At 53.8% G+C, this 26,710-nt stretch carries 24 protein-coding genes and 1 pseudogene; 15 read left to right on the forward strand and 10 right to left on the reverse strand.

Annotated elements, in window-relative coordinates; all coding sequences use genetic code 11:
• Window positions 1–114: 114 nt before the first annotated feature.
• The gene (gene aaeR, locus MUU51_RS09625) at window positions 115–1,041 is read left to right on the forward strand and encodes an HTH-type transcriptional activator AaeR (protein ID WP_159772334.1); all 927 of its coding nucleotides are present in this window, start codon (window positions 115–117) and stop codon (window positions 1,039–1,041) included.
• On the opposite strand, the gene fucR is transcribed toward aaeR, so the two are convergent.
• From fucR to csrD, 9 genes are all read right to left on the reverse strand, one after another.
• Complete coding sequence (gene fucR, locus MUU51_RS09630) at window positions 1,038–1,757, reverse strand: L-fucose operon activator (protein ID WP_159772337.1); 720 nt, start codon at window positions 1,755–1,757, stop codon at window positions 1,038–1,040. The genes aaeR and fucR overlap by 4 nt on opposite strands.
• Window positions 1,758–1,893: 136 nt before the next feature.
• Window positions 1,894–3,339, reverse strand: a complete 1,446-nt coding sequence (gene tldD, locus MUU51_RS09635) for a metalloprotease TldD (protein WP_159772340.1) — start codon at window positions 3,337–3,339, stop codon at window positions 1,894–1,896.
• Between the two features lie 77 nt (window positions 3,340–3,416).
• Window positions 3,417–7,214 carry an AsmA2 domain-containing protein YhdP gene (gene yhdP, locus MUU51_RS09640; RefSeq protein WP_258967663.1) on the reverse strand — a complete coding sequence of 1,266 codons (3,798 nt, stop codon included), beginning with the start codon at window positions 7,212–7,214 and terminating at the stop codon, window positions 3,417–3,419.
• Between the two features lie 27 nt (window positions 7,215–7,241).
• Window positions 7,242–8,711, reverse strand: coding sequence for a ribonuclease G (gene rng, locus MUU51_RS09645; RefSeq protein ID WP_258967664.1), 1,470 nt, complete (start codon window positions 8,709–8,711; stop codon window positions 7,242–7,244).
• On the reverse strand, window positions 8,701–9,294 hold the full coding sequence (locus MUU51_RS09650; RefSeq protein WP_159772349.1) for a Maf family protein: 594 nt from the start codon (window positions 9,292–9,294) through the stop codon (window positions 8,701–8,703). Before MUU51_RS09650 ends, rng begins: the two co-directional genes overlap by 11 nt.
• Before the next feature lie 8 nt (window positions 9,295–9,302).
• Complete coding sequence (gene mreD / locus MUU51_RS09655) at window positions 9,303–9,791, reverse strand: rod shape-determining protein MreD (protein WP_110510620.1); 489 nt, start codon at window positions 9,789–9,791, stop codon at window positions 9,303–9,305.
• The gene (gene mreC / locus MUU51_RS09660) at window positions 9,791–10,795 is read right to left on the reverse strand and encodes a rod shape-determining protein MreC (protein WP_159772352.1); all 1,005 of its coding nucleotides are present in this window, start codon (window positions 10,793–10,795) and stop codon (window positions 9,791–9,793) included. The genes mreD and mreC overlap by 1 nt, the downstream gene beginning before the upstream one ends.
• A 72-nt stretch (window positions 10,796–10,867) precedes the next feature.
• On the reverse strand, window positions 10,868–11,911 hold the full coding sequence (gene mreB / locus MUU51_RS09665; RefSeq protein WP_110510622.1) for a rod shape-determining protein MreB: 1,044 nt from the start codon (window positions 11,909–11,911) through the stop codon (window positions 10,868–10,870).
• 293 nt (window positions 11,912–12,204) lie between these two features.
• A complete protein-coding gene (csrD, locus tag MUU51_RS09670; protein ID WP_159772354.1) occupies window positions 12,205–14,145 on the reverse strand; it encodes an RNase E specificity factor CsrD in 1,941 nt (646 codons plus the stop codon).
• 224 nt (window positions 14,146–14,369) lie between these two features.
• Here csrD and acuI point away from each other — a divergent pair, with 224 nt between their 5' ends.
• From acuI to MUU51_RS09735, 13 genes and pseudogenes are all read left to right on the forward strand, one after another.
• Window positions 14,370–15,344 carry an acrylyl-CoA reductase (NADPH) gene (acuI, locus tag MUU51_RS09675; RefSeq protein ID WP_258967665.1) on the forward strand — a complete coding sequence of 325 codons (975 nt, stop codon included), beginning with the start codon at window positions 14,370–14,372 and terminating at the stop codon, window positions 15,342–15,344.
• A gap of 77 nt (window positions 15,345–15,421) precedes the next feature.
• The gene (gene msrP, locus MUU51_RS09680) at window positions 15,422–16,423 is read left to right on the forward strand and encodes a protein-methionine-sulfoxide reductase catalytic subunit MsrP (protein WP_159772360.1); all 1,002 of its coding nucleotides are present in this window, start codon (window positions 15,422–15,424) and stop codon (window positions 16,421–16,423) included.
• Window positions 16,424–17,023 (forward strand): protein-methionine-sulfoxide reductase heme-binding subunit MsrQ, encoded by a 600-nt coding sequence (gene msrQ / locus MUU51_RS09685; RefSeq protein ID WP_258967666.1) that lies wholly within the window; start codon window positions 16,424–16,426, stop codon window positions 17,021–17,023.
• Between the two features lie 235 nt (window positions 17,024–17,258).
• Window positions 17,259–17,711 carry a type II 3-dehydroquinate dehydratase gene (gene aroQ, locus MUU51_RS09690; protein WP_125352530.1) on the forward strand — a complete coding sequence of 151 codons (453 nt, stop codon included), beginning with the start codon at window positions 17,259–17,261 and terminating at the stop codon, window positions 17,709–17,711.
• A gap of 22 nt (window positions 17,712–17,733) precedes the next feature.
• The gene (accB, locus tag MUU51_RS09695) at window positions 17,734–18,198 is read left to right on the forward strand and encodes an acetyl-CoA carboxylase biotin carboxyl carrier protein (RefSeq protein ID WP_159772366.1); all 465 of its coding nucleotides are present in this window, start codon (window positions 17,734–17,736) and stop codon (window positions 18,196–18,198) included.
• Window positions 18,199–18,208: 10 nt separating this feature from the next.
• Window positions 18,209–19,558 carry an acetyl-CoA carboxylase biotin carboxylase subunit gene (accC, locus tag MUU51_RS09700; RefSeq protein ID WP_159772369.1) on the forward strand — a complete coding sequence of 450 codons (1,350 nt, stop codon included), beginning with the start codon at window positions 18,209–18,211 and terminating at the stop codon, window positions 19,556–19,558.
• Between the two features lie 108 nt (window positions 19,559–19,666).
• Window positions 19,667–19,909 (forward strand): YhdT family protein, encoded by a 243-nt coding sequence (locus MUU51_RS09705; RefSeq protein WP_159772372.1) that lies wholly within the window; start codon window positions 19,667–19,669, stop codon window positions 19,907–19,909.
• Window positions 19,899–21,350: a sodium/pantothenate symporter gene (gene panF / locus MUU51_RS09710; protein ID WP_159772435.1), complete on the forward strand. Its 1,452-nt coding sequence runs from the start codon at window positions 19,899–19,901 to the stop codon at window positions 21,348–21,350. Before MUU51_RS09705 ends, panF begins: the two co-directional genes overlap by 11 nt.
• Window positions 21,351–21,362: 12 nt before the next feature.
• Window positions 21,363–22,247: a 50S ribosomal protein L11 methyltransferase gene (gene prmA, locus MUU51_RS09715; RefSeq protein WP_159772375.1), complete on the forward strand. Its 885-nt coding sequence runs from the start codon at window positions 21,363–21,365 to the stop codon at window positions 22,245–22,247.
• Window positions 22,248–22,623: 376 nt separating this feature from the next.
• Window positions 22,624–23,589, forward strand: coding sequence for a tRNA dihydrouridine synthase DusB (dusB, locus tag MUU51_RS09720; protein ID WP_159772378.1), 966 nt, complete (start codon window positions 22,624–22,626; stop codon window positions 23,587–23,589).
• 25 nt (window positions 23,590–23,614) lie between these two features.
• Window positions 23,615–23,911, forward strand: coding sequence for a DNA-binding transcriptional regulator Fis (gene fis / locus MUU51_RS09725; protein ID WP_000462905.1), 297 nt, complete (start codon window positions 23,615–23,617; stop codon window positions 23,909–23,911).
• A 148-nt stretch (window positions 23,912–24,059) separates the two neighbouring features.
• Complete coding sequence (locus tag MUU51_RS09730; RefSeq protein WP_159772438.1) at window positions 24,060–24,224, forward strand: DUF2556 family protein; 165 nt, start codon at window positions 24,060–24,062, stop codon at window positions 24,222–24,224.
• Window positions 24,225–24,379: 155 nt separating this feature from the next.
• Window positions 24,380–24,541, forward strand: a pseudogene (locus tag MUU51_RS09735) (EAL domain-containing protein); the annotation flags it as partial.
• On the opposite strand, the gene envR reads toward MUU51_RS09735, so the two are convergent.
• Window positions 24,542–25,213: an acrEF/envCD operon transcriptional regulator gene (gene envR, locus MUU51_RS09740; RefSeq protein ID WP_159772380.1), complete on the reverse strand. Its 672-nt coding sequence runs from the start codon at window positions 25,211–25,213 to the stop codon at window positions 24,542–24,544.
• Window positions 25,214–25,561: 348 nt separating this feature from the next.
• Here envR and MUU51_RS09745 point away from each other — a divergent pair, with 348 nt between their 5' ends.
• A complete protein-coding gene (locus tag MUU51_RS09745) occupies window positions 25,562–26,701 on the forward strand; it encodes an efflux RND transporter periplasmic adaptor subunit (RefSeq protein ID WP_258967667.1) in 1,140 nt (379 codons plus the stop codon).
• The last annotated feature ends 9 nt before the right edge of the window (window positions 26,702–26,710 follow it).

The raw sequence follows: 26,710 nt of genomic DNA on the forward strand, positions 1-26,710 counted from the left end.
AGAGTGCAGGTGAGAGTAACGAGCTTTACTTATTTAGCTAACAGTATATTAACGTAACTTATATATCCCGATCTATATTATGTGATACAAATCACTTTTAAGTCAGAGTGAACAATGGAACGATTAAAACGCATGTCGGTTTTCGCCAAAGTCGTGGAACTGGGTTCCTTTACGGCTGCGGCGAGACAGCTCGAAATGAGCGTATCGTCGATAAGTCAGACCGTCTCAAAGCTGGAAAACGAACTGCAGGTAAAGCTGCTGAACCGCAGTACCCGCAGCATTGGGCTGACAGAAGCCGGGAAAATCTACTATCAGGGCTGTCGGCGAATGCTGCACGAAGCCCAGGACGTACACGAACAGCTTTACGCCTTTAACAACACACCGATTGGTACACTGCGCGTGGGCTGTTCTTCAACTATGGCACAAAATGTCCTCGCCATGATCACCTCTGAGATGCTCAAAGAGTACCCGGATCTGTCAGTAAATCTGGTAACGGGTATTCCGGCTCCGGACCTCATTGCGGATGGTCTGGATCTGGTGATCCGCGTTGGCGCATTGCAGGATTCTGGCCTTTTCTCCCGCCGTCTCGGCTCGATGCCCATGGTATTGTGCGCAGCCAAAAGCTACTTACAGCAGGCAGGCACGCCCGAGAAACCCGCAGATCTCGCCAGTCATTCCTGGCTGGAATACAGCATCCGTCCCTACAATGAATTTGAACTGATCGCCCCGGAAGGCTTATCCACCAAGCTTATCCCGCAGGGACGCTTTGTCACCAACGATCCGATGACGCTGAACCGTTGGCTTACCGCCGGCGCCGGGATCGCCTTCGTGCCGCTGATGTGGGTGATCAACGAGATCAACCATGGCGAGCTGGAGATCTTGCTGCCGCGCTACCAATCCGATCCACGTCCGGTGTATGCCGTCTACACAGAAAAAGACAAACTGCCGCTGAAGGTGCAGGTGTGTATTAACTACCTGACCGATTATTTTGTCGATGTGGCCAATCGTTTTCAGGGCATCAAAGGGCGGGGGAAAAACTAAGGTACCTGCTCAGGCTCGGCGTCCGATATGAGATGTGTGACGTCGCTAAGGGGGCCAATCCGGACTTCGCTCGAACGGTTGAACTTACTTTTGTCCATCAGCAGCAAAGACTGCGAAGCTCTTTTGAGTAGTAGCGATTTAAAGCTGGCGTTGTGTCCGCTCGGGTCCCACATCACGCCGCTGCGATCGACCCCTTCGCAAGAGAAAATAAACAGATCGATCTCCAGCGTTTTCAGCTGAGATATCAACGCCGGATTGACGTAATAACCATACTGGCGCTGAAGCTCTCCGCCGGAACTGATCAACCGGATCCGCTCGCGTTTGCCGAGTTCCATACAGACTGGATGACTATTGGTAAACACCGTCAGCGGAATGTCCGGCAGCTGGCGCGCCAACAGCCAACAGGTCGAACTGGCGTCCAGCGCAATCGTCATACCTTCGTCTATCCAGGCCAGCGCGTGCCGGGCGATATCAGATTTGTGGGCATAGTGGCTTTTCAGTCGGGCGTGGAAAGGCGCTTCGTTGTCCTGGTGATTACGGCGAATAGCTCGCGCGCGCCCGTGGCTGCGCTGAATGTGTCCCTGCTGCTGGAGTTCACTTAAATCACGACGCACCGTTTCTTTGCTGACGCCGAGTACGGCGGCCAGTTCATCGGTGGTCAGGCTGTGGGATTGGGCGAGAAGAGTGACAATGTGCTGATGGCGAGCGACCTTCATCAGTGGTCTCCGTCATTGAAACAATCAATAAGGAAAATCAATTAATTGATTTTCGGCTGCTAATCTAAAGAAGGAAAAACCACGCTTTTTCCTTCTTTAATCGCAACTATATGCCCGCACGAAGCGGGCACAGAAATTATGCGGTGCCACCGACCGTCAAATTATCGACTTTCAGCGTTGGCTGACCCACACCAACCGGCAGGCTTTGCCCTTCTTTACCGCAGACACCTACGCCGTTATCCAGCTTCAGGTCGTTACCCACCATCGAGATTTGCTGCATGGCTTCGATGCCAGAGCCAATCAGGGTCGCGCCTTTCACTGCTTTGGTCACTTTACCTTTCTCGATCAGATACGCCTCTGAAGTCGAGAACACAAATTTACCGGAGGTGATATCCACCTGACCGCCGCCAAAGTTCGGCGCGTAAATCCCGTAGTCGACAGACTCGATGATTTCCTGCGGGGTCGATTTGCCCGCCAGCATGTAGGTGTTGGTCATACGCGGCATCGGTAAATGCGCATACGATTCACGGCGACCGTTACCCGTTGGCTTCACGCCCATCAGGCGCGCATTCAGTTTGTCCTGCATGTAGCCTTTCAGCACGCCATTTTCGATAAGAACATTGTACTGACCCGGCGTACCTTCATCATCGATGGACACGGAGCCACGACGGTCAGTCATGGTACCGTCATCGACGACGGTGCACAGTTCGGACGCGACGAGTTGCCCCATTTGCCCGCTGAACACGGACGTGCCGCGACGGTTGAAGTCACCTTCCAGACCGTGCCCCACCGCTTCGTGCAGCAGCACGCCCGGCCAGCCCGCGCCCAGAACGACCGGCATCGTGCCCGCAGGCGCGGCAACGGCATTGAGATTAATCATCGCCATGCGAACCGCTTCACGGGCCCATGCATCGGCCCGGACTTCGCCGTCGACGTCACCGAGGAAATAATCGTAGCCGAAACGACCGCCGCCCCCGCTGGAACCGCGCTCGCGTTTACCGTCGTCTTCGACCAGTACGCTCACCGACAGACGCACCAGGGGACGAACGTCCGCCGCCAGGGTGCCATCAGTGGCCGCGACCAGAATGAGTTCGTACACGCCGGTCAGGCTGGCAGAAACTTCCTGCACACGTTTGTCTGCCGCACGCGCGGCTTTGTCAACGCGGCGCAAAATGTCGAGCTTCTCTTCACGACTCATGCTTTGCAGCGGATCGAGACTGGTATACAGCGGAGAATACTCTTTCGCGCCAAGAGCGTGGACTTTACCGTCGCCGGTATCACGCACGATAGTCCGCGCGGCCTGAGCGCTCTGTTGCAGCGCCAACAGGCTAATCTGATCGGCATACGCAAAGCCGGTTTTCTCGCCGCTGACGGCACGGACGCCAACGCCCTGATCGATATTGTACGACCCGTCTTTGATGATGCTGTCCTCTAACACCCAGGACTCATGGTAGCTCGACTGGAAATAGAGATCGCCGTAGTCGAGGCGGCGCTCGGCAAGTTGGCCAAGTATGGCAAACAGGTCCTGATGACTCAGGCCGTTCGCCGACAGCAGATGTTCACTTACCAGGTTCAGACTCATCGTTTTGCTACTCATTGGTTGTCGCGAAGATCGCGGTATATCTATTGAGAGTGAGGTAATTTGTAACGCCCGTCAAATCATTGCTTTTTATCGCCGCGCGCCTGGCGCAGCACTTCATTGATTTGAGGCTGATCGATAGGCCCGCTGATGTGGTAACGCAGAATCGACACTTTGCTCCACAGCGGCCCCAGCACTTTACTGGCGGCAAACACAGCGGCACCGACAATCGGGTTGATGACAAACGCGGTAGCGACCCCTACGGTGGCAGAGATTTCCGGCGCGACCACGGCTTCCATATCCAGCTCACGGCGCACCAGGTTGACTGAGCCTTTCATCGCGATATCTGCTTCGAGGCCATCCACCAGCGTGTCGTCGGTATGCAGCGTGCCGTCTTTAATCCAGGCGGTGCTGCGAATGGAATCAAAATAGAACCCTTCGTTGAAGGTGTCACTAAAGTCGAAACGTAGCTTACGCAGCAGCGCATCCACACTCAGCAGACGCAGCAGCTGGCCCGCATGGCCGGTGCTGATGTCCGTGAACTCGCCTTTGCCCAAATGCGCTTTCAGAATGCCGTTCAACGATGCTACGTCCGGCGTCCACGGCTCATCGCGCCAGTGCAGGTCATAATCCAGATTGAATGACGAATCACGAATTGGCGTGGAGGCACCGAAGAAATTCACTGCCGCATCCAGTTTCTGGCCGCGAAGTTTGCCTTTCAGTGAGGTGCGCTCATTACCCGGCGCGTTCACCCACTCTCCGTCTACGGTCAGGCGTGCAAACCCGGTATCCATCAGGCCGTTAGCCAGCGACAAGGTGTTGCCCTTAATCGCGAAATCCCCATCAATGCGGCCATATTTCTGACCCCACAGCCAGCATTCCGCACAGCGCAGCTGCAGGTCTGGCCAATTCTGGAAATCAATGCGGTTATTGCTCATTATCCCCTGACCCAGAGATTCACCGGTGGTGGTTTTCGAGGACGGGTTGTAATAGAGATAACGAATCGCAGCCTGCCACGGCGCATTGTCGCGCAGCGTCAGCGTGCCGTTGATTTCACGCCCCTGCGCTTCAACGCGGGTGCCGTCTGCTGACGGTTGTGAAACAATACTCAGATTATTCCAGCGCTGGCCCGCCATGGTGAGCGCCGGGGTTCGCAGCGTCACGCGTTCCGGGAAGGCCGCTGCGTTACCCACGCCGTCGGCGGCGCCCTTACGGAACAACGCCATCCACTGCGCGCCGTCCATCGGCGGTAAATTCAGCTCGACGCCGGAGGAATCCGGCAACGGCGGTACGCTGCGGCTGTCAGACGCCCAAATGGCCCGGTCGAGTGTCAGCTTTTTATTCAGCAGCCAGCGGCTGTTGAGATGGTCCGTCGAACCTACGCTGCCGGTCAAATCGAAGCGGCTCAGACCACCTTCAACGTTCAGTTTCACCGGTAACGGCTCACCGGCTTTCTTGTTTACCGGTGCAGGTAAGCGACTACTCACATTCTTCAGGTCGCCTGCCATATCGACCTTATAGCTGGCGCTGCCTTTGTAAGGTAATTCAATCGCGACTTTACCCTGCCACGGCACGCTACCGCTTATCGCATCGTTAATCTGTTGAGGCAACATTCCGGTGCGGCTCGGCTGCCAGTTGGCATCCATATTCACCGCTACCTGATAGGCTTTTGGCCCTTCGGTGGTTGAGAAATTCACGTTCAGCGGCTGATTAAACCAGTTGGCGGTCATTGGCCCGCTTTTCAAATCACCATTTTCAAAGGTGAATCCACCGCTGAGGTTTTTCAGGGTGCTATTGAGCGGTTTGATAAACAGGCTGTTGTTAGCCAGACGCACGTCACCTTTCGCCAACACCTGTTTGCCGTCGAGCGGGATATCGAGATGTAAGCGAGCATTCACATCACCATCCAGCTGCAGCTCATCGAGGGTAGCACCAAGGGAATCCTTCAGCGGCGTCTCTTTGAAATACGGCCCGACCGCTTTGCCCGGACCGGCAATCTGCGAATCAATAATCAGCTTCTCTTTCGAATAGTCCGGGATAGCCGCATTCAGGTTGTGCGCCGTCACGCCGCCAAGCGCGACTTTATCCGCCTGCATCCACAAGCCGTCGTTCAGGAAGTTGAGGTCGATATTCAGATTGGTCAGCGCAGGCCAGTCAGGCTGGAACGCAAAGGTCGCGTTGTGCAAAGGCACCCACACCTGGAACTGACCTTCGTTGTGCTTGTATGGGAACAGGTGCGGGTTGCCGCCGTAGACCAGCGTGGCGTTATCCGACTGGCCGCCTTTGATGGCCGAGCTGAGGTAATCGACCAGCTCTTTGCCCATCAGGTTTTCCGGGAAATAGCGCCACGCCTGACCGCCGTCATCAGTGCTGATCCCGGCCAGAATACCGAGCCACGGTTCATCGCCTTCCGGCTGTAACCAGCGGAAGCCGCCACGGGCGTGAACCGCTTTCGCCTGCACGTCGATATCACGGCCGTCGAGCATGAAACCTTTTTCGTTGTTCACCCATGACAGATTGGCCACACCTTTGGCAATCTCAAGCGGCGCACGGAACACCGTCTCATACGGCATTTTTGCGTCTTCCATGCTGATATTCACCGAGCCATGCTCGACGCTACCTTCTGCCCGACCAGAGAAATGCTCGGCGCCGGGCAGCAGCTTCCACTGCTTCCACCCCAGATTGCTCCAGGCCGCCTGGAAACGGGTTTTCTCAGTCGCCTGCAACGGAATATCCAGCGCCAGGGCGTCAATCTGACCGGCAGGCTGCGTGGTTTCCCAAATTTCACCTAACGACGGCGAGAGTTTATCTGCAATTGGCAGCAGGCCAGAAAGGCCGCTCAGTTCGAGATTGCTGGCACGGATACGCAGCTCGTCGCTGCGCACGTTATTTTTTCCGCCGACGTCCTGACCGGGGATCCACGCCAGCGCCAGCGCACCTTGCGGCCAACGTTTGCCGTCTATGGCGATGCGGGTATCAGGGACATGAAATGCCCAGCCCGCATTTTCACGGGTGATGTGTGCCGTCAGATTATCGACGGACAGGTCATGGGGTTGCTTATCGCCCTTCCAGCTCGCGCCGCCTTTCTTCAGCCAGACGTCACCACTTGAGATGTCGCCCTTATCAAGGTCTATCCAGCCTTCGAGGCTAAACCGAGCCGACGTCAGCGCGATGTTGTCCTGCATCCAGCGGCCAAGCCACGGCTTAACGTCGATGTCATCAGCCTGCACCCACAGCCGACCTTCATTCAGCAGACCGTTCTCATCGCGCAAGTCCATGCGCACTTTCATCACCCCGTGCTGGCCGTTAAGACTCGACAGGCTCAGTTCACCTTCGGCACGATGGCGATTTTTACCGTTCATCCAGGTCAGTTGCGGGATAGCGAGTTCGGCGCGCTGGCCGGAAAGAGTGAGGAAGCTTAAATGACTGTCGCGCAGAGTGAACTGATCGAACTGGCGCAGGAACAGATCGCCGATGCGGTCCGTTTTCAACTGCCCACTGCTGTTATTGTGTTGCAGAGGGGTGTTGGTGCGAATTTGCAGCTGCCAGAAGGTCAGCTCGCGGAACTGCCAGCGAAAATGCAGCAGGCTTTGCCAGACGTCGAGTGCCAGCGTCACGCGTTTAACGGACATCTGACCACCGTTTTTCATCCCGGCTTTGATATCGCGGACTTCCAGCGTCGGGCCGTAGTCTTCCCAGCTGGCTTTAAGCTGTGACGCTTCGATGGGATGTCCGGTAGACTCCGCGATTTTCTCCAGCAGCTGCGGACGCCATTTATCCAGCTGCGGCAAAACGAGACGCAAGCCACTGACCAGCAGCGCGACGATAACAATTAATGTTGCCACCGTGATCAGTAAGATTCCAGGCAAACGCCTCACGCATCTCTCCTTGTAACTGCCCGCAAACTACATCATCACCACGTCGAATTGCTCCTGATTGTAGAGCGGTTCTATCTGGACTTTTACCTGCTTGCCAACGAAGATTTCCACTTCCGCCAGCGCATGAGACTCTTCCCCTTTCAGGGTTTCGGCCACGGCGGCTGAAGCGTAGACCAGGAAGCGATCGGAATCATAGGCATGATGCACACGGACAATTTCACGCATGATTTCGTAGCATACCGTTTCGACCGTTTTCACCGTCCCGCGTCCATGACAGGTTGGGCACTGGTGGCACAGCACGTGCTCCACGCTTTCGCGCGTGCGCTTGCGGGTCATTTCCACCAAACCGAGCTGCGAGAAGCCGTTGATGCTGGTTTTAACGCGGTCTTTGCTCAGGGCCTGTTCCAGAGAATGCAGCACCCGACGGCGGTGGTCTTCATTACTCATATCGATGAAATCGATGATGATAATCCCGCCCAGATTACGCAGGCGCAGCTGACGCGCAATGGCTTGCGTCGCTTCGATATTAGTATTGAAAATGGTGTCGTCAAGATTACGGTGGCCGACAAAGGCACCGGTGTTGATATCGACAGTGGTCATCGCTTCGGTCTGATCAATAACCAGATAGCCGCCCGACTTCAGTTCCACCTTCCGCTCCAGCGCTCGCTGAATTTCATTTTCGACATCGAAGAGATCGAAAATCGGCTGGCGACCACTGTAATGTTCGAGCTTGTTGGTCATCTCCGGCATGTACTCGGCGGTGAATTCCATCAGCGATTCGAAGGTCAGACGAGAATCGACGCGGATGCGGTCAAGCTGTGCGTCTGCAAAATCGCGCAGTACGCGTTGGGCTAACGCCAGTTCGCCGTACATCTGATAACGAGTCTGCGGGCGTTTTTTACGCTCCATCACCTTAGTCCACACGCGTTTGAGGTACGCGGCATCGGAGGATAAATCCTCTTCGCAAACGCCTTCCGCCGCGGTTCGGATGATGAATCCGCCCTGCTCGTCGCAGTATGTTGTCACCACGTTTTTCAGGCGGTCGCGCTCGGCTTCGCTTTCAATACGCTGGGACACGCCCACGTGAGAAGCGCCCGGCATGAACACGAGGTAACGAGAAGGAATGGTGATATCAGTCGTCAGACGCGCGCCTTTGGTGCCCAGCGGATCTTTGACCACTTGCACCATCAGGTCCTGGCCCTGACGCACCAGTTCGGAAATGTCGCGAACGGTGAACTGCTTCTGCTCTTCCCCGGCCACGCATTCGGTGTGGGGCATAATGTCAGAAGCGTGAAGAAACGCGGCCTTATCCAGGCCAATATCTACAAATGCCGCCTGCATCCCTGGGAGTACACGACTGACACGACCTTTGTAGATATTGCCTACGATTCCGCGTCGCGCTTCACGCTCTATATGAATTTCCTGAAGAATACCGCCATCAATGTACGCCACGCGGGTTTCCGATGGCGTTACGTTAACCAATAATTCAGCCGTCATGTTTATCCCTTTTCTCACGCAGTGAGTTAAAATTGCTCAGCAACTCATACGTTTCCACCAGCGGTAAGCCGACTACGGCGTGATAGCTGCCATTTATCTTCCTGACAAAACAGCCACCCAGCCCCTGAATACCGTATGCACCTGCTTTATCCATCGGTTCGCCGCTCGCGACGTAACCGAGGATATCGTCATCTGTTAAGGCTCTGAACGTGACTTCCGTGGTCACCAGGCAGTCAATGGTGTATTTGCTGTCCGCTAACGCGACGGCGGTCATCACCTGATGCGTATGCCCGGAAAGCTGGCGCAACATGACTGCCGCGTGTTCAGCGTCCCGTGGTTTTTCCAGCACTTCACCGTTCAGAACCACAATGGTATCGGCACCCAGCACCGGTAAGTCCTGCGCGGCAAGCGTGACGCCCGCCTGCGCTTTTTCCCGAGCCAGTCGCGCAACATAATGCTGCGCGCTTTCCTGCGGCTGACGTTGCTCCTCGATGCCCGGTACCAGACGTTCGAAGCTCACACCCAATTGAGTTAACAGCTCCTGACGACGCGGGGAGCCGGAAGCAAGATAAAGCATTGTCATAGAAACCTTTATTGTACCGCGAATTGCTGGCGCACTTTACGCATCAGCAGGAACAGCCATGGCCAGAGTACACCGTTAACGACGCTACTCCAGAACACTTCCGGTCGGAAAGAGACGTTGATCACTAAAAATTCTGACCAGAAAACAACGATATCCACCGCCAGCGACAGCATCATAACCACCAGCGCTTGTTGCCAGAGCGCCAGATTACGGAACAGCTGATATTTCAGTGCCACCAGATAGGCAATGATACTGAGGGACAACGCACGTACGCCGAGCGTTGAACCGCTAATCAGATCCAGTATGGCACCCATAATGAAACCTGTGCCAACATTGACCCGGTGCGGTAAAGCGAGGATCCAGTAGAGCAGGATCAGCAGAACCCAGTTTGGCCGGTATACCAACAGGTTGTCCGGCCAGGGCATGACTTGTAACAGAAGGGCTATCAAAAACGAGAGCCAGATAACCCAACGTCCCTGGCTTCGGTAGCTTGCCACTACTGCCCTCCTGGTGAAGGCGCAGCAGCCGGTGCAGGCTGAGTGATTCCCGTCGCAGGCGGCGGAACGGGTGCTGGCGGCCCCATGGAATCGGCAGCAGGCAGAACCTGCGGCATCATCTGCATCAGACGTTCGTTGGCTACACGATGTACCTCTTCAGGCGTCATCGGGTTTGCACCGTTACGATCGGCACCCCACAGCAGCAGCAGATAACGCAGACGCTGCAGACCGGCAGTTGGGCGCGCCTGAATCACCGTATACGCACGCTGCGTATCCAGCTTAACTGACGACACAACCGCAACCGGATACCCTTCAGGGAAACGACCGCCGAGACCGGATGTCACCAGCACGTCACCCACACGGATATCAGTATTGGCAGGCAGATGTTCCAGCTGCAAATCGTCAGTACAGCCGTTACCGGCGGCAATCACGCGGATATCGTTACGCAGTACCTGAATCGGCAGTGCATGGGTCGCATCACAAATCAGAAGCACTCGGCTGGTCAGCTTCGCGACGGCCACAACCTGACCGACCACGCCTTTATCACTGATAATAGGCTGACCTTCGTAGACGCCGTTGACGCTACCTTTGTCGATAACCACCTGATCGCTATACGGATCGTTAACGGTAGAGATAACCTGGGTCACCATTTTCTGCTCATCCTGACGCAGCGGTGAACCTAACAACTCACGCAGACGGGCGTTTTCCTGCTTGTACTGACCCATCATCAGCAGATCGCTGTTTTTTAACAGCAGCTCCTGACGCAGGGCACGGTTTTCCAGCTCAAGCTGATCGCGGGAAGCCAGAGTTTGCGAAATACCGTCGAGTAATTCACGAGGACCGTTGGAAACAAAATAGAAAGGGCTAACAGCAGTATCCATGTACGTTCGGATTTGACTGAACGCACCAAGGCGGCTGTCGGCAATAATGATGCCAAGCGCCACTAGCACCGCCAGAATTAGGCGAAACTGTAGCGATGGGCCACGGCTAAAAATGGGCTTCATAGGCTATGCGTATTCTCGTGTCAGTGAAGAAATCAAGGGGCAGCACAAACGCTACCCCAGACTTCTGGCTGACTACTCTTCGCTGAACAAGTCGCCGCCGTGCATGTCGATCATTTCCAGTGCCTTGCCGCCGCCACGGGCAACACAGGTCAGTGGATCTTCTGCAACTACGACAGGAATTCCTGTCTCTTCCATTAACAGGCGGTCGAGGTTACGCAGCAGCGCACCACCACCAGTCAGAACCATACCACGCTCTGAGATGTCGGAAGCCAGTTCCGGCGGACACTGTTCCAGGGCAACCATCACCGCACTCACGATACCGGTCAACGGCTCTTGCAGCGCTTCGAGGATTTCATTGGAGTTCAGAGTAAAGCCGCGTGGAACGCCTTCTGCCAGATTACGACCGCGTACTTCAATTTCAAGAACTTCGTCGCCTGGGTAAGCAGAACCGATTTCGTGCTTGATGCGCTCTGCGGTGGCTTCACCGATCAGAGAGCCGTAGTTACGGCGCACATAATTAATAATGGCTTCGTCGAAACGGTCACCACCGATACGAACGGAAGAGGAATAAACCACACCGTTCAGGGAGATAACGGCCACTTCTGTGGTACCACCACCGATATCCACAACCATTGAACCGGTTGCTTCAGAAACAGGCAGACCCGCACCGATAGCAGCAGCCATTGGCTCTTCAATCAGGAATACTTCACGGGCGCCAGCGCCCTGAGCAGATTCACGGATTGCACGGCGTTCAACCTGGGTTGCACCTACCGGCACACACACCAGAACTCGCGGGCTCGGGCGCATAAAGCTGTTGCTGTGAACCTGTTTGATGAAGTGCTGCAGCATTTTTTCAGTCACGAAGAAGTCAGCGATAACGCCGTCTTTCATTGGACGAATAGCTGCGATGTTGCCCGGCGTACGGCCGAGCATCTGCTTAGCTTCATGACCGACGGCAGCCACACTTTTCGGTGAACCGGCACGATCCTGGCGAATGGCGACAACGGAAGGCTCATTCAGTACGATGCCTTGTCCTTTTACGTAAATCAGGGTATTCGCGGTACCCAGGTCAATGGACAGGTCATTGGAAAACATGCCACGAAATTTTTTCAACATACTAAGGGATAATCCTGAAAGCTGGGGCGGAAACAAAATCCGCTTACTTTACCAACCACACGCAGCAGCGACAAGGCGCAAAAATCATCTGCAACGGTGAAAATTAGTGCAGTTCGTTTCCTTTGTTACAATTTCGACCTGACACTGTCAGAGCCGCAGCGCTCCTCGCTTACATTGCAACCTGTCAAAGGACGATCACTGGCATGTTCTGTATCACTTGTCGGCAGGCACTCAATAACACCCGCGGAGAAACAGCGCGCGTTATTCTACGTGAAAACACGACAAACGGCAGATCAAACAGAGTATCTTTGCGAATATTTTTTTACGCTAGTGTCAAGTGGTTGTGACGTGGCAAAAAAATCGCCCTGACCACCCAGCACACCGCACTCTCTTAACACCTGCCACTCGCTGCGACTTCTCAATCCGGTAGCGAAAACCTGGGTCGATGTCCCTTTACTGGCTTCGACCAGACTCTGCACCAGCAACTGGTTTTCACTGCGTTTCTCTATGTTACGCACCAGGCCCGGGTGCAGTTTGACGATTTCCACCGACAATTCTTTAATCCAACTGGTGCTGACCAGCGTTAAACCAGCCTGAATCACCACTACTCGGACCCCTAACGCGTGAATCAAACGCATCACAGGCTGTAAGCGGCTGATATGTTGACAGACATCTGCCTCTGCAAGTTCAAAAATAATCCGTTTTCTCTGTGTTTTTTCACACTGCATCAACGTATCACGTAGCCAGCGCTGGAACCGGGGCCGGATGAGCGACTCAACCGTCACCTGCAAAGCCAGATTTTCCTCAGGCCAAAACGAGAGGAAAGGCAGTAAACGGGTGATTTGTAAACGGTCGTACTCTTCCGCCAGACCGAACTCCATTACCATCGGCATATATTCAGCGGCGATCACTTCTTCTTTACCGTCATAAATACGGCACATCAATTCACGATGGTGAACACGGCCGTCGTAATGCACCGCCGGTTTTTGGTAGAAGCGCGGGCCTCCGCGACTGAGCATTTGTTCGATGAGGGTTCGCCAGCGCACGTTACCGCGCCCTTTTTCTGGCAGAGAGTCATCATACACTGCCCAGCTGTTACTGCCCTGAAGCACCGCGTTACGCACCGCCGCATCGGCGTGCTCCATCACTTGCTCTGTGGTTTGCCCACTGCGCCAGGTACAGATGCCGATGTGCATCATGTCATCCTGATCGAGAATTTTGGTCGACGGCAACGAGTCCAGCGCTTTTAACAGCTGCCCGGCGATGCTGTCGGCTTCTTTCAACGTGCGGTGTGGCAGCAGCACGGCAAAATCACTGCGGTAATAACGTGCCAATAACGCACCAGGATAACGCATCATGAAAGTGGAAAGCATATTGATGAGCATAAAGAAGTGCTCTTCCGCCGCCATACGCCCCCACTGGTCGCGAACCAAATCGAATTCCGGTAGGCGAATCAGCATCACAATACCATGTGCCCCAACTTTTTCCTGATCGTCGAGCAGCGTTGCGAGCTGGTTATCGAAAAACATCCGGTTGCTGAGGCCGGTTTTGGTGTCCTGCGCCGCGTAGGAGCGGATAAGCGTATCCATGCGACTGCGCTGTTCGCCGGCAAACTGAATTTCCGACAGCAGCGTATCGAGGGCGCTGCTGGTTCGCGCGGGCCATTCATGCACCGAACCGCGCACTTGCTGCCCGCGTTCACCGTTGAGGATCCGCGTGGAGCGCAGCTCTAACAATTCCTGGCCCGACAGCTGATTGCGTAGCCAGCGTACCGAAAAGAAGATAATCAATACCATAAAACCAATGGCAATGGTGAGAGGCGCGGTGGTCAGCAGAGAGTGGAAATAATTCACCATCGGATCCTGATACACCAGATGAATGGTCATCCCCGGGTGCTTCACCGATTCTACGTCCAGTTCGCGGTACTGAATACTGCTGCCCATCGGGCGATAACTGCTGACACGTGAGTGGCTAAAAATAGTCCTATCATTAACGATGAAATCAATGCGCACGATGTCGACAGGGACCAGAATTTCGTCCAGTTGGTTGTCGAACTGATCAAAAGGGGTACTGACCAGGCGGGAATCGATAACCGTCGCCACAGCCCGGGCGCGATAATCCACTTTATATTGAATACCGTTATAGAAACTCAGTGAACAACCAATGAGGGTGACAAAGATGGTCAGGCCCGTTAAAAGCGCGACAAAAGCTGAGAATTTCGTCGTTAATCGCATCCCTGTATTAACTCCGTTAATGAAAAACAGCCCGGCTGTTGACCGGACACCCACGCTGGCCCGCAAAAAATTAGTAAGCACTAACTAGCATGCCAAAAGGACCCTGCATACTACCAGAGTTAGTGAATCTGGCAATTTATTGCGTTGAATCGGCATCGTGTTTCAGTTACCGAGTATAGTCTTCGATAATTATTTTCCAATCATAGAGCAACTGAGGAACGATTATGCAGGCATTAATCTTAGAACAGCACGACGGTAAAACTCTCGCCTCGGTACAGGCCATCGAGGAAAGTCAGCTGCCACAAGGTGATGTCACAGTCGATATCCAGTGGTCAAGCCTCAACTACAAGGATGCCCTCGCCATTACCGGTAAAGGTAAAATCATCCGTAACTTTCCGATGGTGCCAGGTATCGATTTTGCGGGCGTGGTTCATCACAGCGAAGACCCGCGTTTTCACGTGGGCCAGCAGGTGCTACTGACTGGTTGGGGCGTAGGTGAAAACCATTGGGGTGGACTTTCTCAGCAAGCCCGCGTGAAGGGTGACTGGCTGGTCGCTCAACCGCAGGGAATGGATGCGCGCCAGGCGATGATCATCGGCACCGCTGGCTTTACCGCCATGCTCTGCGTGATGGCGCTGGAAGACGCTGGCATCAAACCTCAGGACGGCGAAATTGTCGTGACCGGTGCCAGCGGCGGCGTGGGTAGTACGGCGATTGCGCTGCTGCACAAGCTGGGTTATCAGGTTGCTGCCGTTTCCGGTCGCGAAAGCACGCATGACTATCTGCGCAGCCTCGGCGCAAACCGTATTATTGGCCGTGATGAATTCGCCGAATCCCGTCCGTTGGAAAAACAGCTGTGGGCCGGTGCGGTCGATACCGTCGGCGATAAAGTGCTGGCCAAAGTGCTGGCGCAAATGAACTACGGCGGATGTGTGGCCGCATGTGGTCTGGCGGGAGGTTTTGCACTGCCGACCACGGTGATGCCGTTCATTCTGCGTAACGTCCGTTTGCAGGGCGTCGATTCCGTCATGACACCTGCCGCACGCCGCGCACAGGCCTGGAAACGTCTGGTTCTGGATTTACCGTCTTCCTTCTATAGCCAGAGCGCAACGGAAATCACCCTTGCTCAGGCACCGGAGTTTGCCGAAAAAATCATGAACAATCAGATTCAGGGCCGCACGCTGGTTAAGATTGCCTAATCTTCAAATTTTCGTGACATATTCGCGTTAATCAGTCACCTCCGTCATGCTTAGGAAAAAGCATGACGGAGGAAGCCATGAAGTCGAAAAAACTAACGGAAGCTGATGTAACGGCGGAATCCGTTTTTATGCTCCAGCGCCGCCAGGTGCTGAAAATGTTAGGCATAAGCGCCACCGCAATGACGCTCGCGCCCACCGCCCAGGCCGATTTGCTCAGCTGGTTTAAGGGCAACGACAGGCCACCTGCCCCGTCCGGAAAACCGCTCGAATTCTCTCGCCCTGCCGAATGGCAGAGCCAGCTGGCGCTCACGCCGGAGGATAAAGTCACTCGCTACAACAATTATTATGAATTCGGGCTGGATAAAGCCGACCCAGCGGCAAACGCCGGGAGCCTGATAACCGATCCGTGGACGCTGACCATCGATGGTGAAGTTGCTAAACCGCTAACGCTCGATCACGACGCGCTGACCAAACGTTTCCCGCTCGAACAGCGAATCTACCGGATGCGCTGCGTGGAAGCCTGGTCGATGGTCGTGCCGTGGATTGGTTTTCCGCTGCATAAGCTGCTGGCGCTGGTTGAGCCCACCAGCGATGCCAAATACGTCGCCTTTAAAACCATTTTCTCTCCTGAGCAGATGCCCGGTCAGAAGGACCGCTTTATTGGCGGCGGTCTTTCATATCCCTACGTCGAAGGCCTGCGTCTCGATGAGGCGATGCATCCGCTGACGCTGCTTACTACCGGCGTGTATGGCAAAGCGTTACCGCCGCAAAACGGTGCGCCCATCCGCCTGACCGTCCCGTGGAAATACGGCTTTAAAGGCATTAAATCTATTGTCAGTATTAAACTGACTCGCGAACGTCCGCCCTGCACGTGGAATCTGGCGGCCCCTGATGAATATGGTTTTTTCGCCAACGTGAATCCGCATGTTGACCATCCACGCTGGTCGCAGGCCACCGAGCGCTTTATCGGCTCGGGCGGCGTACTGGACGTCAAACGCCAACCGACGCTGTTGTTTAACGGCTATGCCGATCAGGTGGCGTCGCTCTATCACGGCCTGAATTTACGGGAGAATTTCTGAGTGCGCTTAACGGCTAAACAGATTGTCTGGCTCAAGGTAATGCTGCATCTGGCCGCCTTTTTACCTCTGGTGTGGTTGTTCTGGGCGGGCGACCAGGGCTACTTCAGCGCTGACCCTGCCAAAGATATTCAACACTTTACCGGTAGGATGGCTCTGAAACTACTGCTCGCCACCTTGCTGGTCTCCCCGCTGGCGCGCTACGCTAAACAGCCTTTATTGATACGAACTCGCCGCCTTTTAGGGCTATGGTGTTTTGCCTGGGCGACGTTACACCTCACCAGCTACGCGCTATTAGAGCTCGGGATTAACAATCTGGGTTTATTAGGGCAGGAAGTGGTCACGCGCCCTTATTTAACGTTGGGCCTGGTGAGCTGGCTGATTTTGCTGGCGCTGGCGGCCACCTCGTTTCAGCGTGTGCAACGAAAACTAGGCGCGCGCTGGCAAAAACTACATAACTTCGTCTATCTGGTAGCGATCCTTGCCCCCATCCATTATCTGTGGTCGGTGAAGATCCTCTCACCACAGCCGATCCTGTACGCAATCGCCGCTTTTGCGCTTTTAGCGTGGCGTTTTAAGAAGTTCCGCCGGTGGTGGCGTTAATTCACGATAATGTGCAGTTTCCCGCAGAACTCCCGCACTACGTCAGGCTTTTTCGGGTTTGAGGTTGATAATCTTCCCTGATAAGACCAGTATTTAGCTGCCAATTGCTACGAAATCGTTATAATGTGCGACTTTGGTTTTCCTGACAGGGGTTTTTGGCCTCTGAAAAGGTGACAAGCGCGCATCGAAGGTATATTTTGTTTTTTACCGGAGAATTGCAGGAGATAGCAGCACGATGGCCGACAAGTTACGCATTTTGCTTTTAAACGGACCGAACCTGAACATGCTCGGCACCCGTGAGCCAGAGAAGTATGGCTCCCAGACGTTAGCGGAAATTGTAAACCGTTTAACGACGGAAGCTGAGGCTCTGAATGTGTCGCTGGACCATTTGCAGTCCAACGCGGAGTTCGCGATTATCGACCGAATTCATCAGGCTAAAGACAACATTGACTATATCCTGATCAATCCGGCCGCATTCACGCACACCAGCGTGGCGATTCGTGATGCGCTATTGGCGGTCAGTATCCCGTTTATCGAGATACATCTGAGTAACGTGCACGCTCGCGAGCCGTTCCGCCATCACTCATATCTCTCTGATATCGCTGCCGGCGTCATCTGCGGATTAGGCGCTGACGGCTATTCATACGCATTACAGACGGCGGTTAAACGCCTGTCACAATCACACTAAACAAAGAGTACGGAACCCACTCATGGATATTCGTAAGATTAAAAAACTGATCGAGCTGGTTGAAGAATCAGGCATCTCCGAACTGGAAATTTCTGAAGGCGAAGAGTCTGTACGCATCAGCCGCGCTTCGGCCAATGCGGGCTTCCCGGTTATGCAACAGGCTTATGCTGCGCCGATGATGCAACCACAGATGGCTCCGGCCGCTGCTGCACCGGTAGCTGCTGCTGAAGCCCCGGCTAAAGCTGAAATCAGTGGCCACATCGTACGCTCCCCGATGGTTGGTACCTTCTACCGCACCCCAAGCCCGGACGCGAAAGCATTCATCGAAGTGGGCCAGAAGGTGAACGCGGGTGATACCCTGTGCATCGTTGAAGCCATGAAAATGATGAACCAGATCGAAGCCGACAAGTCGGGTACCGTGAAGGCTATCCTGGTCGAAAGTGGTCAACCGGTAGAATTTGACGAGCCGCTGGTCGTCATCGAGTAACGAGGCGAACATGCTGGATAAAATTGTCATCGCAAACCGTGGCGAGATTGCACTGCGCATTCTTCGTGCCTGTAAAGAACTGGGCATCAAGACCGTCGCCGTACACTCCACTGCGGATCGCGATTTAAAACACGTACTGTTAGCGGATGAGACGGTCTGTATCGGCCCGGCTCCGTCCGTAAAAAGCTATCTGAATATCCCGGCTATCATTAGCGCCGCTGAAATCACCGGCGCGGTGGCAATCCATCCGGGTTATGGCTTCCTGTCCGAAAACGCCAACTTTGCTGAGCAGGTTGAACGTTCCGGCTTTATCTTCATCGGCCCGAAAGCTGACACTATCCGCCTGATGGGCGACAAAGTGTCTGCAATCAACGCGATGAAAAAAGCAGGCGTTCCTACTGTACCAGGCTCTGACGGCCCGCTGGGCGACGACATGGATGCTAACCGTGCCCATGCGAAACGCATTGGCTATCCGGTTATCATCAAAGCCTCCGGTGGCGGCGGCGGTCGCGGTATGCGCGTCGTGCGCAGCGACGCTGAACTGTCCCAGTCCATCTCCATGACCAAAGCTGAAGCGAAAGCCGCTTTCAGCAATGACATGGTGTACATGGAAAAATACCTGGAAAATCCTCGTCACATCGAGATTCAGGTACTGGCTGACGGCCAGGGCAACGCTATCTATCTGGCAGAACGTGACTGCTCTATGCAGCGTCGTCACCAGAAAGTTGTCGAAGAAGCACCAGCACCAGGCATCACGCCGGAACTGCGTCGCTACATCGGCGAGCGTTGTGCGAAAGCCTGCGTGGATATCGGCTACCGTGGCGCGGGTACTTTCGAATTCCTGTTTGAAAACGGCGAGTTCTATTTCATCGAAATGAACACCCGTATTCAGGTAGAGCACCCGGTTACCGAGATGATCACTGGCGTTGACCTGATCAAAGAGCAGCTGCGTATCGCTGCCGGTCAGCCGCTGTCAATCAAACAGGAAGAAGTGCACGTTCGCGGCCATGCGGTGGAATGCCGTATCAACGCCGAAGACCCGAACACCTTCCTGCCGAGCCCGGGTAAAATTACCCGTTTCCACGCACCTGGCGGTTTTGGTGTGCGTTGGGAATCTCATATCTACGCCGGTTACACTGTACCGCCGTACTATGACTCAATGATTGGTAAGCTCATCTGTTACGGCGAAACCCGTGACGTGGCGATTTCTCGCATGAAGAACGCCCTGCAGGAACTGATCATCGACGGTATCAAAACCAACGTTGAACTGCAGATGCGCATCATGAGTGACGAGAACTTCCAGCATGGTGGAACCAACATCCACTATCTGGAGAAAAAACTCGGACTTCAGGAAAAATAATCCTGAACGTTTAGCAAAAGGCCGGATCTTCCGGCCTTTTTTCTTTTTCTCTCCCCTTCCCAGCCCCTTAAGGTACAATCCCCGCTTTAAATTGCCCCTGGGAGCCTTATGGACGCGCGTTTTGTTCAGGCCCACAAAGAAGCCCGCTGGGCGTTGTGGCTTACCCTCCTCTATCTCGCCGCATGGTTAGCGAGTGCTTACATACCTAGTTCAATACAGGGCTTCACCGGCCTGCCACGATGGTTTGAAATGGCCTGCCTGCTGATTCCGCTGATCTTCATTTTACTGTGCTGGGCCATGGTGAAATTCATCTATCGCGAAATTCCACTGGAGGACGATGATGCAGCCTGAAGTCATTCTGCCGCTTGTCGCCTATTTATTGGTGGTGTTTGGCCTGTCGATTTACGCGATGCGAAAGCGCGCCACCGGCACGTTCCTCAACGAATATTTCCTCGGCAGTCGTTCGATGGGCGGCTTTGTACTGGCGATGACTCTCACCGCCACCTACATCAGCGCCAGTTCGTTTATCGGCGGCCCGGGTGCGGCCTATAAATACGGGCTGGGTTGGGTTTTGCTGGCGATGATCCAGCTACCTGCCGTGTGGCTATCGCTAGGCGTTCTGGGGAAAAAATTCGCCATCCTTGCCCGGCGTTACAACGCGGTGACGCTCAACGATATGCTGTTTGCCCGCTATCAGAGCCGTCTGCTGGTATGGCTGGCGAGTCTTAGCCTGCTGGTCGCGTTTGTCGGCGCGATGACCGTACAGTTCATCGGCGGTGCACGCTTGCTGGAAACCGCAGCCGGTATTCCTTACGAAACGGGCTTGCTGATTTTCGGGATCAGTATCGCGCTGTACACCGCTTTCGGCGGCTTCCGCGCCAGCGTGCTCAATGATGCCATGCAAGGCATGGTGATGCTGATTGGCACCATCGTACTGCTGATTGGTGTCGTTCACGCGGCGGGCGGCCTGAGCCACGCGGTGCAAACACTGGAACACATCGACCCAAAACTGGTCTCTCCGCAGGGGGCTGACGATATTTTATCGCCGAGCTTTATGACCTCTTTCTGGGTACTGGTCTGTTTTGGGGTGATTGGCCTGCCGCACACGGCAGTACGTTGCATCTCGTACAAAGACAGCAAGGCAGTACACCGAGGTATGATTATCGGCACGATTGTCGTGGCTGTCCTGATGTTCGGGATGCATCTGGCTGGTGCACTGGGTCGCGCCGTTATTCCGGATCTCGACGTCCCGGATTTAGTTATCCCCACGCTGATGGTTAAAGTATTGCCGCCAGTGGCTGCGGGGATCTTCCTCGCCGCACCGATGGCGGCAATCATGTCGACGATCAACGCGCAGTTATTGCAGAGTTCCGCTACGATCATCAAAGATCTGTATCTGAATTTCCGCCCGGAGCAGGTACAGAACGAAAAGCGGCTGAAGCGTATGTCAGCGCTGATCACCCTGATATTGGGTGCGCTGTTGCTGTTGGCTGCCTGGCGACCGCCGGAGATGATCATCTGGTTGAACCTGCTGGCGTTTGGCGGGCTGGAAGCCGTGTTCCTGTGGCCGCTGGTGCTGGGCCTTTACTGGGAACGCGCGAACGCCGCCGGGGCGCTGAGCGCCATGATTGTCGGCGGCGTGCTATACGCCCTGCTTGCTACTCTGAAAATTCAGTACCTGGGCTTTCACCCGATTGTTCCCTCGCTACTGCTCAGTCTTCTGGCTTTTGTCGTCGGTAACCGTTTTGGTCAGCCTGCCACGCAAGCCCCTAATATCACTGTTAATCATTAAAAGAGTTTTGCCATGCCATGGATCCAACTGAAACTGAACACCACCGGTGCCAACGCGGAAGAACTGAGCGATGCGCTGATGGAAGTGGGTGCCGTCTCTATCACCTTCCAGGACACCCACGACACGCCGGTGTTTGAGCCTTTACCGGGCGAAACCCGACTTTGGGGTGATACCGATGTAATTGGCCTGTTCGATGCCGAAACCGACATGAAGGAAGTGGTCGCCATTCTGGAACATCAGCCGCTGCTGGGTGCGGGTTTTGTTCACAAGATTGAGCAACTGGAAGATAAAGACTGGGAGCGCGAATGGATGGATAACTTCCACCCGATGCGTTTCGGCGAGCGGCTGTGGATTTGCCCAAGCTGGCGCGATGTGCCGGACGAAAACGCGGTTAACGTGATGCTCGATCCGGGTCTGGCGTTTGGTACCGGCACCCACCCAACCACGTCGCTGTGCCTGCAGTGGCTCGACGGACTCGATCTGAACGGTAAAACGGTGATCGATTTTGGCTGTGGATCAGGGATCCTCGCCATTGCGGCGCTGAAACTGGGCGCGGCTAAAGCGATCGGGATCGACATTGATCCGCAGGCGATTCAGGCCAGCCGCGATAACGCGCTGCGCAATGGCGTGTCCGATAAGCTGGAACTTTATTTACCACAGGACCAGCCAGACGCCATGAAAGCCGACGTAGTAGTCGCTAATATCCTGGCTGGCCCATTACGCGAACTGGCCCCGCTAATCAGCGTCCTGCCTGTTGAGGGCGGTTTATTGGGCCTTTCCGGGATTCTTGCGAGCCAGGCCGACAGCGTCTGTGAAGCCTATACCTCTCAATTCGCGCTCGACCCAGTGGTTGAGAAAGAAGAGTGGTGTCGCATTACCGGTCGTAAGAACGGATAAAACAGGTGCGTGGTCTCCCGGTTACGTTCACATTTTGTTCGAGTAAGTGTGCAAAAGTGTCGATTACCTGCAGCAATGAAATGGGATCCAGCCCGCAATAATCGGGATAATCTGCTGATAAAACCAGCAGGTTATCTCTTTTCTGCTCCCTTTTGAGCAGGAAAAAACGATAAGTTACGCAAAATTGCATCTGTTCAAAAATTCACCTTATTGATATAACATAATGATTTGTTTGATTATTAAATTTTCGCCTCGGGGGTGACTGGCGATTCCTTGATCTATAACAGAGGATTGCTCAAAGTTTGGCCTTTCATCTCAGGAAAAAAATGCGTAATATACGCCGCCTTGCAGTCACAGTATGGTCATTTCTTAACTCATGCGCATCGGACACCACCAGCTTAGAAATCGCCTGATCGCAGCGCCCATGGCTGGCATTACTGACAGACCATTCCGGACGCTGTGCTACGAGATGGGAGCAGGTTTAACCGTTTCCGAGATGATGTCCTCCAACCCGCAGGTCTGGGAGAGCGACAAATCCCGTTTACGGATGGTGCACATTGACGAGCCCGGGATCCGCACCGTGCAAATTGCCGGTAGCTGTCCTGAAGAAATGGCGGAAGCCGCACGTATTAACGTTGAAAGTGGCGCCCAAATTATTGATATCAATATGGGTTGCCCGGCTAAAAAAGTGAATCGCAAGCTTGCAGGTTCAGCCCTTTTGCAGCATCCAGGTTTGGTGAAGTCTATCCTGACCGAGGTGGTAAAGGCAGTGGACGTTCCTGTTACTCTCAAGATTCGCACTGGCTGGGCGCCGGACCACCGTAACTGTGTAGAGATTGCCCAACTGGCTGAAGATTGTGGCATTCAGGCTCTGACTATTCACGGACGCACTCGCGCCTGCTTGTTTAACGGAGACGCTGAATACAACAGTATTCGGGCAGTTAAGCAGAAAGTTTCCATTCCGATTATCGCGAATGGTGACATTACTGACCCGCTTAAAGCCAGAGCTGTGCTCGACTATACGGGGGCTGATGCCCTGATGATAGGACGTGCAGCTCAGGGAAGACCCTGGATCTTTCGGGAAATCCAGCATTATCTGGACACTGGGGAGCTGCTACCTCCACTGCCTCTGGCAGAGGTGAAGCGCTTACTTTGTGCACATGTTCGGGAATTGCATGATTTTTACGGTCATACAAAAGGGTACCGAATAGCGCGCAAACACGTATCCTGGTATTTACAGGAACACGCTCCAGATGACCAGTTTCGGCGCACATTCAACGCCATTGAGGATGCCAGCGTACAGCTGGAGGCGTTGGAGGCATACTTCGAAAATTTTGCGTAAACAGAAATAAAGAGCTGACAGAACTATGTTCGAACAACGCGTAAATTCTGACGTACTGACCGTTTCTACCGTTAACTCTCAGGATCAGGTGACTCAGAAACCTCTCCGTGACTCGGTTAAACAGGCACTGAAGAACTATTTTGCTCAACTGAATGGTCAGGATGTTAATGACCTGTATGAGCTGGTACTGGCTGAAGTAGAACAGCCCCTGTTGGACATGGTTATGCAATACACGCGTGGTAACCAAACCCGCGCTGCTCTGATGATGGGCATCAACCGTGGTACTCTGCGTAAGAAACTGAAAAAATACGGCATGAACTAAGTTCGTTCATGACGGTAAAAAGGCGCTCTTCGGCATGGGGAAGCGCCTTTTTTATTGCCTGAAATCCGGCGATTTTCTTCCCTCTTTCCTGACATCCCTTTTCGTGTATATTGCCTGCCATTCACCCAATCAATTCTCAGGTGCAGTTATGCTTCGCAAGTACGGATGGCTGATTGTCTTTGCCTTGTTTATGTTTGTGTTCGAAGGTTTATTGATGCAGTGGATTGAGATTTTATCCACTGAAAGCGAGAAGTGCCGCAACATGAATTCTGTCAACCCGCTCAAGCTTGTAAACTGCTCCGACCTCGAGTGAAGAATGTAGGAAAAGTCGACGAGCGCGTCGACAGGCGAAATCATGGGCTTTGAAGCGCTACTGGACTGTTGGCGCCAATATTTTCCTGCCACTACTGGAATCATCATTCCGATGGGGAATTGGGTCACTAACGACACCTGTCGTCAGCTAAGCGAGTGGCGCGAACGTTGAATTTACGCGTGGTGGCGGAAGGCGTCGAAACCCAGGCGCAGCGCGAGTTTCTGACACAACTCGGCTGCAACACCTTGCAAGGCTATCTGTTGGGCAAACCGGTGAGCGCCGAGGCCATCGCTTCCAGGCATCAGCGCCCAAGCTGATTACAGCACCTGTTGGTGATACGCTGCAACGTTATCCATCGGTATCGGCAATGTCGCAGGGTGATGAGGTAACGTTGCCATTATATTATCCACCAGCTCTGGCGCTTGCTGATACAAATTGAAATATTCAGGAAAGAGTAACCAGTTTTTTAATACGCCTGAAAAGAAACAGTGAAACATTGTCAGGGCTAATTCAATATTCGTATCGGCCGGAAGACTGCCATTACGAACACATTGTGTTAATACCCGCCGCGGCATTTCATAGCCAAAACAGATACGCTGACGAATTTCCGATTCAAGCATCATCTCTTTTGTGAATTCACATTTGTGATACAAAATTTGCATCAGTGCACGAAGTTTTACAGATTGAGCAATATGTTGCAAACCAACAACAAACATTTCACGTAGATACATCAGCGGATTATCGTTTTCATTAATAGTTAAACGATCGCGGATTATATCGCGCAATGGAATTTGCTCTCGCCATATTTCATTAAACAGTTCGACTTTATTGTTGAAATGCCAGTAGACGGCCCCGCGTGTCACACCTGCTGCATCAGCGATGTCGGTCAGTGTAGTGCACGAAACCCCGCGCAGTGAGAACTGTTCGATAGCAGCATCAAGCAGCTGCTGTCGGGTAATCAGCGCATCTTCTTTTGTTTTTCTGGCCATAGCGAACCCAAATACCATCCTGAAAAACCATTAATGTATTGGCAATCTATTTTTCCACATAGCACTTTATGCATTAATACTGGATTGGCTCTCACTTCCTACCCGCATTCAATAATAATCACAAATACTTCCGCTTGATGTATTGATAATAAATATAATTCCCACCCTTTATCCCCCAGCCATAAAATTCACACATCACTTTTCCTTTATGTATGCGTGCTTTCCCTTATCATTTCTCAATCCCAATGGCTAACATTTCAACGTTTTTATTTGTACTATGGCGTGCGCATTTTTTATTTTTTCACCGGTTTCCGGAGAATTTGCTATATCTGTAATTAAGGACTTGCAATGAAGATTCACGCCAGGATTTCGATTTTATCCAGTTTACTCGCATCAACTCTGCTTCTTTGCAGCTGCGATAACGCCGGGGATCGGCCGCAACAACCACAGACACCACACGTTACGGTTCATGTCATCACGCGCGCTCCTCTGTCCGTGACAACCGAACTGCCGGGCAGAACCACGGCATTTCGCATTGCCGAAGTTCGTCCCCAGGTCAACGGTATCATCCTGCACCGTAATTTCATTGAGGGCAGCGATATTCAGGCGGGCGAGTCTCTCTATCAGATAGATCCTGCCACCTATCAGGCTGCATGGAACAGCGCCAAAGGCGATGAAGCCAAAGCCGCTGCTGCGGCCACGATTGCGCATTTGACCGTAAAACGTTATCTGCCTCTGCTCGGCACACAATATGTCAGCCGCCAGGATTACGATCAGGCTGTGGCTAACGCCCAGCAGGCCGACGCCAGCGTAATGGCCGCCAAAGCCGCGGTGGAAACCGCGCGCATCAATGTAGCCTACACCAAAGTCACTTCGCCTATTAGCGGGCGTATCGGCAAATCCAGCGTAACGGAAGGGGCACTGGTCACTAACGGTCAGTCCCAGGCGCTGGCAACGGTACAACAGCTGGACCCGATTTATGTCGATGTCACCCAGTCCAGCAGCGACTTTATGCGCCTCAAACAGCAAAGCCTTGAGCATGGGAGCGACACCAAAAGCGTCGAGCTGGTGATGGAGAACGGACAACCGTATTCACTAAAAGGCACCCTGCAATTCTCTGATGTCACCGTGGACGAAAGTACCGGCTCCATCACCCTGCGCGCCCTTTTCCCTAACCCTCAGCATACGTTGCTGCCAGGTATGTTTGTGCGGGCGCGCATTGATGAAGGCGTGCAGCCAAACGCCATTCTGGTGCCACAGGAAGGCGTCACCCGCACTCCGCGAGGCGATGCCACAGTGCTTGTAGTCGATGCGAAAAATCAGGTTGAAGTCCGCAACGTCACGGCCTCTCAGGCCATCGGCAGGCAATGGCTTGTCACCAACGGCCTCAATGCGGGTGACAAAGTGATTGTCAGCGGATTGCAGAAAGTACGTCCTGGCGTTTCGGTGAGCACAGAGCCAGACACTGCCACTTCGTCTGCCAAATAATCAGGGGCC

The sequence above is a fragment of the Scandinavium manionii genome, from assembly GCF_024764775.1.
GTDB classification, from domain to species: domain Bacteria; phylum Pseudomonadota; class Gammaproteobacteria; order Enterobacterales; family Enterobacteriaceae; genus Scandinavium; species Scandinavium manionii.

Excerpts from the sequence above, each read along its gene's own strand:
- aaeR (WP_159772334.1), top strand. The coding sequence starts at position 115 with ATGGAACGATTAAAACGCATGTCGGTTTTCGCCAAAGTCGTGGAACTG.
- fucR (WP_159772337.1), bottom strand. The coding sequence starts at position 1,757 with ATGAAGGTCGCTCGCCATCAGCACATTGTCACTCTTCTCGCCCAATCC.
- tldD (WP_159772340.1), bottom strand. The coding sequence starts at position 3,339 with ATGAGTCTGAACCTGGTAAGTGAACATCTGCTGTCGGCGAACGGCCTG.
- rng (WP_258967664.1), bottom strand. The coding sequence starts at position 8,711 with ATGACGGCTGAATTATTGGTTAACGTAACGCCATCGGAAACCCGCGTG.
- MUU51_RS09650 (WP_159772349.1), bottom strand. The coding sequence starts at position 9,294 with ATGACAATGCTTTATCTTGCTTCCGGCTCCCCGCGTCGTCAGGAGCTG.
- mreC (WP_159772352.1), bottom strand. The coding sequence starts at position 10,795 with ATGAAGCCCATTTTTAGCCGTGGCCCATCGCTACAGTTTCGCCTAATT.
- mreB (WP_110510622.1), bottom strand. The coding sequence starts at position 11,911 with ATGTTGAAAAAATTTCGTGGCATGTTTTCCAATGACCTGTCCATTGAC.
- csrD (WP_159772354.1), bottom strand. The coding sequence starts at position 14,145 with ATGCGATTAACGACGAAATTCTCAGCTTTTGTCGCGCTTTTAACGGGC.
- acuI (WP_258967665.1), top strand. The coding sequence starts at position 14,370 with ATGCAGGCATTAATCTTAGAACAGCACGACGGTAAAACTCTCGCCTCG.
- msrP (WP_159772360.1), top strand. The coding sequence starts at position 15,422 with ATGAAGTCGAAAAAACTAACGGAAGCTGATGTAACGGCGGAATCCGTT.
- aroQ (WP_125352530.1), top strand. The coding sequence starts at position 17,259 with ATGGCCGACAAGTTACGCATTTTGCTTTTAAACGGACCGAACCTGAAC.
- accB (WP_159772366.1), top strand. The coding sequence starts at position 17,734 with ATGGATATTCGTAAGATTAAAAAACTGATCGAGCTGGTTGAAGAATCA.
- accC (WP_159772369.1), top strand. The coding sequence starts at position 18,209 with ATGCTGGATAAAATTGTCATCGCAAACCGTGGCGAGATTGCACTGCGC.
- MUU51_RS09705 (WP_159772372.1), top strand. The coding sequence starts at position 19,667 with ATGGACGCGCGTTTTGTTCAGGCCCACAAAGAAGCCCGCTGGGCGTTG.
- panF (WP_159772435.1), top strand. The coding sequence starts at position 19,899 with ATGCAGCCTGAAGTCATTCTGCCGCTTGTCGCCTATTTATTGGTGGTG.
- prmA (WP_159772375.1), top strand. The coding sequence starts at position 21,363 with ATGCCATGGATCCAACTGAAACTGAACACCACCGGTGCCAACGCGGAA.
- dusB (WP_159772378.1), top strand. The coding sequence starts at position 22,624 with ATGCGCATCGGACACCACCAGCTTAGAAATCGCCTGATCGCAGCGCCC.
- fis (WP_000462905.1), top strand. The coding sequence starts at position 23,615 with ATGTTCGAACAACGCGTAAATTCTGACGTACTGACCGTTTCTACCGTT.
- MUU51_RS09730 (WP_159772438.1), top strand. The coding sequence starts at position 24,060 with ATGCTTCGCAAGTACGGATGGCTGATTGTCTTTGCCTTGTTTATGTTT.
- envR (WP_159772380.1), bottom strand. The coding sequence starts at position 25,213 with ATGGCCAGAAAAACAAAAGAAGATGCGCTGATTACCCGACAGCAGCTG.
- MUU51_RS09745 (WP_258967667.1), top strand. The coding sequence starts at position 25,562 with ATGAAGATTCACGCCAGGATTTCGATTTTATCCAGTTTACTCGCATCA.